Origin of the sequence: Novosphingobium sp. (assembly GCF_025351285.1) — a bacterium.
Classification (GTDB): Bacteria; Pseudomonadota; Alphaproteobacteria; order Sphingomonadales; family Sphingomonadaceae; genus Novosphingobium.
Map to the genome: position 1 here is coordinate 1 of NZ_JANXWG010000015.1, position 11412 is coordinate 11412.

Annotated in this window: 10 protein-coding genes; 9 read left to right on the forward strand and 1 reads right to left on the reverse strand. The window is 65.1% G+C overall.

From position 1 onward, the window contains the following. The 5 genes from Q0R16_RS02025 to Q0R16_RS02045 form a co-directional block, all read left to right on the forward strand. The coding region (locus tag Q0R16_RS02025; RefSeq protein ID WP_295631297.1) for an aldehyde dehydrogenase family protein at positions 1–997 on the forward strand (997 nt) is incomplete at its 5' end. Beyond that, on the forward strand, positions 994–1974 hold the full coding sequence (gene araD1, locus Q0R16_RS02030) for an AraD1 family protein (protein WP_295631299.1): 981 nt from the start codon (positions 994–996) through the stop codon (positions 1972–1974). The genes Q0R16_RS02025 and araD1, both read left to right, overlap by 4 nt. A gap of 18 nt (positions 1975–1992) precedes the next feature. After that, positions 1993–2715 (forward strand): FadR/GntR family transcriptional regulator, encoded by a 723-nt coding sequence (locus tag Q0R16_RS02035; protein ID WP_295631301.1) that lies wholly within the window; start codon positions 1993–1995, stop codon positions 2713–2715. A 24-nt stretch (positions 2716–2739) separates the two neighbouring features. Continuing rightward, on the forward strand, positions 2740–3264 hold the full coding sequence (locus Q0R16_RS02040; RefSeq protein WP_295631303.1) for a nuclear transport factor 2 family protein: 525 nt from the start codon (positions 2740–2742) through the stop codon (positions 3262–3264). Positions 3265–3269: 5 nt separating this feature from the next. After that, positions 3270–4787: a glycosyl hydrolase gene (locus Q0R16_RS02045; protein WP_295631305.1), complete on the forward strand. Its 1518-nt coding sequence runs from the start codon at positions 3270–3272 to the stop codon at positions 4785–4787. Here the strand turns inward: Q0R16_RS02045 and Q0R16_RS02050 are convergent, their stop codons facing one another. After that, complete coding sequence (locus Q0R16_RS02050; protein WP_295631307.1) at positions 4788–5402, reverse strand: NTP transferase domain-containing protein; 615 nt, start codon at positions 5400–5402, stop codon at positions 4788–4790. A 179-nt stretch (positions 5403–5581) separates the two neighbouring features. Here Q0R16_RS02050 and Q0R16_RS02055 point away from each other — a divergent pair, with 179 nt between their 5' ends. From Q0R16_RS02055 to Q0R16_RS02070, 4 genes are all read left to right on the forward strand, one after another. Next, complete coding sequence (locus tag Q0R16_RS02055) at positions 5582–7417, forward strand: NAD(P)/FAD-dependent oxidoreductase (RefSeq protein WP_295631309.1); 1836 nt, start codon at positions 5582–5584, stop codon at positions 7415–7417. Further along, positions 7414–8826 (forward strand): aromatic ring-hydroxylating dioxygenase subunit alpha, encoded by a 1413-nt coding sequence (locus tag Q0R16_RS02060; RefSeq protein ID WP_295631311.1) that lies wholly within the window; start codon positions 7414–7416, stop codon positions 8824–8826. The genes Q0R16_RS02055 and Q0R16_RS02060 overlap by 4 nt, the downstream gene beginning before the upstream one ends. Next, positions 8823–10610, forward strand: a complete 1788-nt coding sequence (locus Q0R16_RS02065) for a thiamine pyrophosphate-binding protein (RefSeq protein WP_295631313.1) — start codon at positions 8823–8825, stop codon at positions 10608–10610. Before Q0R16_RS02060 ends, Q0R16_RS02065 begins: the two co-directional genes overlap by 4 nt. A 52-nt stretch (positions 10611–10662) precedes the next feature. Next, the coding region (locus Q0R16_RS02070; protein ID WP_295631315.1) for an aldehyde dehydrogenase family protein at positions 10663–11412 on the forward strand (750 nt) is incomplete at its 3' end.

Sequence of the window (11412 nt, forward strand, 5' to 3'; positions counted from 1 at the left end):
GGCGCGCGCGATCGTGGCGGCATTGGCGCAGTGCGGTTTGCCGTCGGGGGTGTTCGCCTATCTCCCCGGCCGCGCGAACGCATTGGGCGAGGCGCTGGTCAGCGATCCCCGGATAAAGGCGGTAGGCTTCACCGGATCACGCGGAGGCGGGCTGGCGCTGGCGCAACTGGCCGCCAATCGCGCCGAACCGATCCCGGTCTATGCCGAGATGAGCAGCGTCAATCCGGTGGTGCTGCTGCCCGCGGCGCTGGCGTCGCGCGGGGAAGCGCTGGGTGCGGCGTTCATCGGCTCGTTGACCATGGGTTCGGGCCAGTTCTGCACCAATCCGGGGCTGGTGCTGGCGATCGACGGACCGGGGCTCGACCGTTTCGTCGCGTCCGCTTCGGCCGCGCTGTCCGCCGCCGCGCCGCAAGTCATGCTGACGCCCGCCATCCATGCCGCTTATAACGCGGGCGTGGCTGCGCTCGCTGGCAACGCTGCGGCGACGCGCGTGGCCACTGGCGCCGCACCCGAAGGTTGCAATCGCGGGCAGGGCGCGCTGTTCACCACCAGCGCGATCGCGTTTCTGGCCGACAAGGCGCTCGGTCACGAAGTGTTCGGCGCCGCCGCCGTGATCGTGCGTTGTGCCGATGAGGCCGAACTGGCGCTGGTGCTGCGCGGGCTCGAAGGCCAGCTTACCGCCACGTTGCAGATGGATGCGGCCGATGAGGCGATGGCCGCGCACGTGCTGCCGCTGCTGGCCGATCGGGCCGGGCGCGTGCTGGCCAACGGCTGGCCGACGGGCGTGGAAGTAACGCATGCGATGGTCCACGGCGGGCCCTATCCTGGCACGTCGGATGCGCGCACCACCTCGGTCGGCACGCTGGCGCTCGTGCGGTTCCTGCGGCCGGTGTGTTATCAGGACCTGCCCGACACGCTGCTGCCGCCACCGCTTCAGGCTGGCAATCCCTGGGGCATTCCGCGCAAGATCGACGGCGTGTGGGAGCGCGCATCATGATCGGTTCGCTGGTTCAGTTCGCGCGCGGATCGCAGCGAGGGGTCGCCGGGCTTGATGCCGAAGGACAGGCACGTGTGATCGCTGGCGTGACAACGACGCTCGATCTGGTTCGCGCTGCCGAAGCGGACAGCACGACCTTGAGCGAAACCGCAACCCGCCGCGCTGGTGATACGGTCGACCTCGCCGCGCTGGAACTGCTGGTGCCGATCGATACGCCCGAACCCACCTCAACGCTCGTTTCGGGCACCGGGCTCACGCACCTCGGTTCGGCCGACGGGCGCGACAAGATGCACAAGGCCGCTGCCGCCGGGCAGGCGACCGATTCGATGCGGATGTTCCTGATGGGGCTCGAAGGCGGAAAGCCGGCACCGGGCGAGGCAGGGGTCCAGCCCGAATGGTTCTACAAGGGCGATGGCTCGATCCTGGTGGCAAGCGGGTCGCCGCTCGAAATGCCGGCCTTTGCCGAGGATGGCGGCGAGGAGCCAGAGATTGCAGGTATTTACTGGATCGATGCGCATGGCACGCCGCTCCGGCTGGGTTACGTGCTGGGCAACGAGTTTTCGGATCACGTGGTCGAGCGGCAGAATTACCTGTGGCTGGCGCATTCGAAGCTGCGGCAGGCCGCGCTCGGGCCCGAATTGCGGCTGGGCGAATTGCCCGCCGATGTGCGCGGGACCAGCCGGATCGTGCGCGATGGCGCGGTGCTGTGGGAGAAGCCATTCGTGTCGGGCGAGGCCAACATGAGCCACACGATCGCCAATCTTGAGCACCACCATTTCAAGAATGCGCTGTTCCGCCGGCCGGGCATGGTCCACGTGCATTTCTTCGGCACCGCCACGCTGTCGTGCGCCGACGGTGTGGTTACGCGCCCGGGCGATCACTTCGAAATCGAGGCGGATGCGTTCCGGCTGGGCTTGCGCAATCCGCTCGCACGGGCAGAATCGCGCGAGGCGGCCGTCAGGGTCCGTTCGCTGTAACGGGACAGGGGAACGCGGATGGAACGGAACGCGCGACATCGACAGCCGGGCGACTTGCGGCTGAACCAGTCGATTGCGCAGCGCCTGGGCACCGCGATCCTGTGCGGTGAACACGCGCCCGGTGCGCACCTGGGCGGAGAGATCGAGGCGGCCGAGGCGCTGGGCGTGTCGCGCACCGCCTATCGCGAGGCACTGCGGATCCTGATTGCCAAGGGCTTGATCGCCAGCAAGCCCCGCGCCGGCACCCATGTCACGCCGCGCGCTTCGTGGAACCTGCTCGATCCCGAAGTGCTGGCATGGATGTTTTCGTCCACCCCCGATCCGGTTTTTACCCGTGACTTGTTCGAATTGCGCGGGGTGATCGAGCCGGCCGCCGCCGCGCTCGCCGCCACGCGCCGCAGCGACGCCGATCTTGCCACGATGCGCGCTGCGCTGGATGCGATGCGCAGCGCAGGCCTTGCCAGCGAAGCCGGGCAGGCCGCCGATCGCCGGTTCCACGATACCTTGCTGCGTGCTTCGGGCAACGAGGCGCTGGCGGCGTTGTCGAGCACGGTGGGTGCAGCCGTGCAATGGACAACGCAATTCAAGCAGCGCGCACACAAGCTTCCGCGCGATCCGTTGCCCGAACATCTGGCGGTGTTCGATGCCATCGTGGCGAAAGACGGCCAGGCCGCCGCCGCTGCGATGCGCAACCTGGTCGATCTTGCACTTGCCGACATGGCGCCCAGCCTGGCGCGTTGAACTTCTGTAAAAAGGATTGAACAGATGACCCCGTTTGCCGAAGCCCATGCCGGGATTACCCAGCTCCACGCCCGCTTCATCGATGCGGTGTGGCGGCAGGATGCTACCGATTTCGCCGATTGCTTCGCGCGCCAAGGGGTGTGGAAGATCGCCGGAAACGTGATCGGCGGACCCGCAAACGCCAATCCTGCCTTAAGGGGCCGTTCTGCGATTGCAGAGGCATGCCGCACGATGCTGGGCCGCTGTTCGCACATCCAGTTGATCGTCCAGCCAACGATCGTGGAAGTGACCGGAGAAGGCACTGCGATCGGGCGGCACCACATGGTGGAAATGGCGCGGATGCTCGATGGCAGCACGGCGATGACGCTGGGGATCTATTACGATCACTTCGTCGAGGAACAGCATCGCTGGCGCTATCTCAAGCGGCACTGGTCGATGCAGTATCGTGGGCCGTTCGATCTGAGCGGGGCCTTTGTGGATAGCCCCGATTACGGCTCGTTTCCCGCCATGCCCCCGGCCGATGCGCCGACTTACGTGCGCCCGGCCTGAGCCCAATGTCGATGGAACGCCGCCACTTTCTCGCCGCCTCGGCCGGAACGCTGGCGGCGGCGGCGCTGCCGGTGCGCGCCGCCGCACCCGAGACTGCGCTGGTGCGGATCGAAACGCGCGAGGTTATCGGTCCGCTGCCGCATATCTGGGAAGAATGCGTGGGCTCGGACCGCGCGGCGATCACACTGCGCGAGAGCTGGCGGCAGGACATCGATCGCGCAAAGGCCGATCTCGGCATCAAGCGCGTGCGCTTCCACGGCATCTTCAACGATGAACTGGGGGTCAAGACCAAGACCTGGCTGAGCCGCAGCGGCAAGACCAATTTCCGCGACGTGGCCGAGGTTTACGACGGGCTGGTGTCGCGCAATCTGGCGCCGTTCGTCGAACTGGGCTTCATGCCGAGCGAACTGGCTTCGGGCACGCGGACCTTCGGATTTTACAACGGCAACGTTACTCCGCCCAAGTCACTGGACGATTACGCCGCGTTCATTCGTGAATTCGGCACGTTCCTGGTCGATCGCTATGGCATTGCAGGCGTGTCGCAGTGGCCGATCGAGGTGTGGAACGAGGCCAATCTTCCCGCCTTCTGGACGGGTACGCAAGCCGAGTATTTTCAGATGTACAAGGCGGCCGCAGTGGCCTTGAAAGGCATCGATCCGCGCTTGCAAGTGGGTGGCCCGGCGACATCCACGACGCAATGGCTCCCCGAATTCCTGAACTTCTGCGCCGCCGAAAACGCCCCGGTCGATTTCGTTTCGACGCATATCTACGCAGGTGACCCGCAGAAGCAGTTGTTCGGCGACGAGCCGCGCCGCCCGATCACCGCGGTGATCCCGGAAGCAGTGCGCCGTGCCCGCGCCAAGGTGCGGGCGAGCGCAAAGCCCAGGCTGCCGATGTACATCAACGAATGGTCGTCCGACAGCCCGGCGATGATCGCGCATGTGCTCAGCAACGTGCTTGGCGAGGTCGAAATGATGTCGCACTGGGTGCTTTCGGGCACTTACGAGGAACTGGGCGTCTACGATTTCCTGCTATCCGAAGGGTCGATGGGGTGGCCGCAGATGATGCGCGGTATTCCGCTGCCGAGCTACAATACCTATCGGCTGATGCATGCGCTGGGGCAGCAGCGGTTGCGCGCCGAAGGGCCGGCACTGGCGTCGCGGCGCGAAGATGGGCGGGTTGCGGCGCTGGTGTGGAACCTGGCCGAAGTGGGCCACCCGGCCGGGCTGCCCGAAGCGACCGCGGTGCGCAAACCGGTCGGCACGCCAAAGCGGATGGCAGTGACTTTGGCCGGCATGGCTGCGGGTCATGCCGTGCGGGTGCGCTATGTCGACCAGCAGCGCGGTTCGCCGGTTCCGGCGTGGACGGCGATGGGAAAGCCGCGCTTGCCGACGATCGCGCAGATCGAAGTGCTGCGCCGCGCGGCGCAAGTTGCCGCACCCGAAATGCGACGGCTGGGGCCGGGCGGCACGCTGATGCTCGATCTTCCACCCGAAGGCGTGGCGCTGATCGAGGCTGCCTGATCAGATTGGGGCAAGCTGCTCGCCGATGATCCGTTCGGCGCGAACAAGATCGGCAGGTGTGTCCACGTCGAGCGCGAACAGTGGATCGAGCGGGAGCGTATCGGCCTGCGCGATCATGGCGCGCGCGCCGCGATCGCCGGTCAATTGCCGCAGCGCCGCAAAGCTTGTGCGGCCGAACATGGCAGGCGGCATTCGCGCAGGGCCGGCCAGCGTGGTGATCGGCGTATCCTCGAAGGCCTGGACCAGCGCGCGGAAATGCGCAGCCGGCACCAGCGGCATGTCGGCCAGCGCCAGCAACACGGCACGGGCGCCCGCTTGTTCGGCTGCAGCGACACCCAGCGCGATCGAACGCGACATCGGCGCGCCTTCGGGTTCGAGCGGCACCAGTGCATAGCCAAACCGCGTCAGCACCGGCGTGGCAGCGGAGCAGACCGCGATCAGCGTCGAAAACGGCAGTGCCGCCAAGCGTTGAGCGGCGTGCCAGGCTACGGGTTTGCCGGCCAGGTCCTGCGCCAGTTTGTCCGCGCCGAACCGTTCTGCGCGGCCGGCGGCGAGCAGGACCAGCGCCACTCCATCGAATGTTCCGCCGGTCAAAATGTCAGCTTGATGAGCCATCGCCCGATTTCGACACGGGCGCTGTGCCAGGTCAAGCCGTCATATAGCGCACGATCGCCTTGCCGACCGATCGGGGGGGCGATGCTATCGTATTCCGACAATTGCCGATTGCTGGTAAACACCCCTGTTGACTATCGTGGCAACCGGGATTGAAGATGCCAGAAGGACGCCAGAGCACCATGGGCTGCGAGCCGACCACAACGCCGGACGCGAAGGATGTGAACATTCCCGCGCTGCGCGAAAAGTACCGGCACGAGCGTGATCGGCGGCTGCGCAGCGATGGGCAGGCGCAATATGTGCGACCGACCGACCATGTCGCGGGCGGCCATGTTGCGGACTACACCACCGATCCGCTGAAGCCCGCGATCGTGCGCGATCCGGTGTCCGAGGATCTCGACGTGCTCGTATTGGGCGCCGGCTGGGGCGGGCTGCTGGCGGCGCAGCATCTGGTCAAGGCGGGCATCACCGATTTTCGCAATGTCGACACGGCCGGCGATTTCGGCGGCGTGTGGTACTGGAACCGCTACCCAGGCATCCAGTGCGACAACGATGCTTATTGCTATCTGCCGTTGCTTGAAGAAACCGGCTTCATGCCTTCGCAGAAGTTCTCCGAAGGCGCGGAAATCCAGGGCTATTGCCGCCAGATCGCCGAACGTGGCGGTTTTGCCGAAAGGGCGCTGTTCCACACGCACGTGACTACGCTGGTGTGGGATGAGGACGCGAAGCGTTGGGTGGTCACCACCAACTGCGGCGATGCCATCCGCGCGCGCTTCGTGATCATGGCGGCGGGCGTGCTCAACATGCCCAAGCTGCCGTCGGTGCCGGGGATCGAGACATTCAAGGGCAAGATCTTCCACTCCGCCCGCTGGGATTACGATTACACCGGCGGCACCTGGGACAACCCGGTGCTCGACAAGCTGGCCGACAAGCGCGTCGCGATCGTGGGAACGGGCGCCACCGCGATCCAGATCGTGCCGCACCTGGGCCAGTACGCGCAGCAACTCCACGTGATCCAGCGCACCCCCTCGACGGTGGACGAACGGCCGAATCCCAAGACCGATCCGGCCTGGGCGGCCAGCCTCCAGCCCGGCTGGCAGGCCGAACGCCAGGCCAATTTCCACCGCGCCGCGATGGAAATGTTCGCGCCGGGCGAGCCTGACCTGATCTGCGACATCTGGACCGAGATCAGCCGCAACCTGGCCGCCGAATTCGCCGCCGATGGCTATCCGCAAAGCCCGGAAGACTTCATGGCCGCGCGAGAGGTGATGGATTATCGCGTGATGGAACGCCTGCGCCAGCGGGTCGAAGACCTGGTCGAGGACCCGGCCACCGCCGAAGCGCTCAAGCCGTTCTACCGGCATCTGTGCAAACGCCCGCTTTCGAGCAACACCTTCTATCCCACATTCAACCAGCCCAACGTGACGCTGGTCGACGTGTCGGACAGCAAGGGCCTTGAGGGGATGACCGAGGCCGGCTTCATCGCCGACGACAAGGAGATTCCGATCGACTGCATGATCTTTGCCAGCGGCTTCGAAGTCACCAGCAGTCTTGAACGGCGCTGGGGGATCGAGACCGTGGCGGGCAAGGGCGGCGTGTCGATCTACGATCACTGGCGCCACGGCCCGCGCACGCTGTACGGCACGATGACCGACAATTTCCCCAACCAGTTCTACATCGGCTATATCCAGGGCGGGCTGAATGCCTCGGTGACCGAGCAGTTCGGCCGGCAGGGCGAAGATATCGCGCACGTTATCGCCGAAACGATGCGGCGCGGGAAATCGGTGGTCGAACCGACCAAGGCAGCGGTCGATGGCTACGTTGCAAAATTCCGCGAGGTCGAACTCGATCTCTCGGCTTTCCAGTCCGAATGCACACCCGGCTACTTCAACAACGAAGGCGAGACCAAGCCCGATTGGTCGCTCTTCCGTGGTTGGGGCCCCGGCTGGACATCGTACCGCGCGATGGTGAACGCATGGCGCGACACGGGTGATCTGGAGGGACTTGCACTGTCATGACCAGCAACCGCCCGATCCTGACCGCAGAAGACATGGACCGCGAGGTTCTGGCCACGTACCCGACCGAGGCCTTCAACTCGCGCGAGTATCTGGCGGCCGAAAAGACGCTGCTGTGGCCCAAGGTCTGGCAGATGGTCGAACGGATGGAAGATCTGCCCGATGTGGGCGACTGGCTGACGTACAACGTCGCGGACGAATCGATCATCGTCATGCGCGTGGCCGAGGGCGAGGGGGCCGAGGCCTTCCGCGCGTTTCACAATGTGTGTCCGCACCGCGGTCGGCAGTTGATCTCGGTGCCCGCCATGGACTCTGGGGGCGTGCACGACGTGCGCGGCAAGGGGCGCAGCAGTTTCGTGTGCGGCTTCCACGGCTGGACATACGACACCGAGGGCCGCAACACCTACCTGCTCGATCCGCAGAACTGGCAGAACAAGCTGACCGCCGAAATGACCTGCCTCAGCACGGTCAAGCTGGGCCTGTGGGGCGGCTTCATCTATATCAACATGGACCCGGACAGCGTTTCGCTGAAGGAATGGATGGGGCGCTGCGGCGAAATCCTCGAACACTTCGAGTTCGACAAGATGCGCTACAAGTGGCGGCAGTGGGCGATCTATCCGTGCAACTGGAAGGTGGCGATCGAGGCGTTCCTTGAGCCGTACCACATCTCGGGTACGCACACCCAGTTGCTCGCCTTTGGCGATTACTACGCCGCTTCGCAGCAGTACGGCTGGCATTCGGTTTCGAAATACGACACGCGCGATGACCAGTTCAAGATGGCGCAAGCGTCGGGCACGGTGCGCGCAGGCAAGGGCGGCGATCCGCGCGTCTCGACGTACGAACTGATCCGCGAAAACTGGGAGACGGTGATGAACACCGCCTCGACCGAAACGCTGGTCAACGCGGCGTCGCGAATGGTCGATGAACTGCCCGAGGGATCAACGCCGGCCGAATGCATCGCGCACTGGCTCAAAAGCGCCAAGGCCGACGATGTCGCGCGCGGGGTGATCTGGCCCGAGATTCCGCCCGAAATCCAGGCCGAATCGGGCCTCGCCTGGGGCATTTTTCCCAACCAGAACATCCTCCACGGCGTGACCTTCGCCAGCCCCGCCTATCGCGTGCGGCCATATGGCGACGATCCCAACCAGTGCATCTTCGAAGCCTACGCGCTCGAACGCTATCCCGAGGGCGAGGCGCCGGTGACCCACTGGGTCGAGGCGGAGAAGACCGAGGAGAACTGGGGGCCGGTGCTGATGCAGGACTTCGCCAACATGGAATTCGTGCACAAGGGCATGAAAAGTTCGGGCTTTCGCGGCCCGCTGCCCAACCCGCACCAGGAACAGAAAGTCATCAATCTCCACCGCAACCTGGCGAAATTCGTCGGGCGCGGCCAACCAAGGCACTTGCTATGAGCTACGACGATCCCAAGCCGGTTACTGCAACTTCCGACCTCAAGGTCAAGGCGGGCGGAACCCCGGTGTACAAGCGCATCCTCGATCTGTTCGAGGCCGAGGGCATCAGGACGCTGTTCGGGATTCCCGATCCCAACTTCGTGCACTTGTGCCTCGAAGCAGAAGCGCGCGGCTGGACGGTGGTTTCGCCGCACCACGAGGCGGCCGCCGGATTCATGGCCGAAGCCGCCAGCCGGATCACCGGCAAGCCCGCGCTGTGCTTCGGTACGCTCGGGCCGGGCCTGGCCAACATGATGCCCGCGATCCAGTGCTGCAAGGTCGAGAACTCGCCGGTGATCTTCCTCGGCGGCCAGCGTGCGCGCGTGACCGAACGGCGCGTGCGGCGCGGGCGCATCCAGTTCGTGCGGCAGGAACCGATGATCGAAACCTCGGTCAAGTATTCGGGTTCGATCGAATATGCCGATCAGACCGACGAAGTGATCCGCGAGGCGATCCGCGTCGCGATGTCGGGCACGCCGGGGCCGACGTATGTCGAATATCCCAGCCACGTCATCCTCGAAGAACTCGACGTTCCGCCGGTCTTGCCGCCCGAACGCTATCGCCTGACCAGGCAGGGTGCCGACGGCGACCGGATTGCCGAAGCGGCCGAACTGATCCTCAAGGCCAAGAACCCGATCCTGCTCGTGGGCCATGCGGTGCACACCACCAAGTCGGGCGACGCGGTGCGCGAACTGGCGTTGAAGATGAACTGCCCGGTGATCCAGACGTCGGGCGGCACCAGCTATATCAAGGGGTTGGAGGACCGCACCTTCCAGTACGTGTTCTCCGACGCGTCGATCGAGGCGGTCGAGGCCAGCGACCTCGTGCTCGCGCTCGCCACCGAACTGGGCGAACCCGTGCACTTCGGGCGCTGGCGCCACTGGCATGCGGGCGAAGCGCAGCGCAAGTGGATACTGGTCGAGCAGGACGCCGCGGCGATCGGGGTCAATCGCCCGATCGACGTGCCCTTGGTTGGTGATGTCCGCGCGGTGGTGCCGCAACTGACGCGTGCGCTCGGCGAAGGGCGCAAGGCCGGTCCCGATCTCGAAAAGTTCATGAAGGACGGCAAGGCCGAGCTCGACCAACTGGCTCTGGACGTGATGGACAAGACCGACGGCAGCGGCGAAGTACCGTGCCACACCGCGCGCTTCATTGTCGAATGCACCAAGGCCTTCCCCAAGGACGGGATCATGGCGCGCGATGGCGGTGCCTCGGTGATTTTTGGCTGGACTTACAACCAGTGCAAGCCGAACGACGTGATCTGGAACCAGAACTACGGGCACATCGGTACCGGCATACCCTACATCAACGGCGCGATGCTCGCCGACTATGCCGAAACCGGCGTGCAGCGGCCGGGCATGCTGGTGACGTCGGACAGCTCGTTCCTGTTCCACATCGCCGAGCTTGAAGTGGCGGTGCGCAAGAACCTGCCGCTGGTGTGCATCGTGGCGGTCGATTTCCAATGGGGGCTGGAAGTGGGCGTTTACAAGCGCACTTTCGGGCTCGGCACCGCGGAAACCGGCACGCACTGGAGCGACACGGTGCGCTTCGACAAGATCGCCGAAGGGCTGGGCGCGCACGGTGAATTCGTGCGCGAAGCCAAGGACATCGGGCCCGCCATCGCGCGCGGCTACGAACGTAGCGGCGTTACGGTCATCCACGTGCCGATCGACCCCAAGGCCAATTCCGAGGAAATGCCCAAGTACGACAAGTTCCGCACGTGGTATGCGGAAGGGACGCAGTGAGGTTGAAAGCGTTTAGCTGATTCCAACTGCTGATTCTTTGAGAGGATTTCCCATGCGCGATTACATGCAGTTCTACATCGACGGCAAATGGGTCGATCCGGTCACGCCCCGCAGCCACGACGTCGAAAACCCGGCGACCGAAAGCGTCGCGGGCCATATCTCGCTCGGTTCGGCGGCGGACGTCGACATCGCGGTGAAAGCGGCGCGCAAGGCCTTTGCAACGTGGTCGCAAAGCTCGGTGGCCGAGCGGCTCGACCTGCTCCAGGCGATCATGGTGGAATATACCAAGCGGGCAGGGGACCTCGCCGCCGCGATCACCGAGGAAATGGGCGCGCCGGCTTCGCTCGCCAACGGCTTCCAGGTTGGCCTCGGGACCGGGCACCTCGCCACCGCGATCGAGGTGCTGAAGAATTTCAAGTTCGAGGAACTGAAGGGCCAGACACTGTTCCTGCGCGAACCGATCGGGGTGTGCGGGCTGATCACGCCGTGGAACTGGCCGCTCAATCAGATCGCGGTCAAGGTGTTCCCCGCGCTGGCCACCGGCTGCACCTCGATCCTCAAGCCGAGCGAAGTTTCGCCGTTCTCGGCGCAGATCTTCGCCGAAGTGATGCACGCGGCCGGCACCCCGGCGGGCGTTTTCAACCTGATCCAGGGCGATGGGCCGGGCGTAGGTGCGGCGCTGTCGAGCCATCCCGATATCGACATGGTCTCGTTCACCGGATCGACCCGCGCCGGCGTCGAAGTCGCGCGCAGCGCGGCGCCGACGGTCAAGCGCGTGGCGCAGGAACTGGGCGGAAAATCA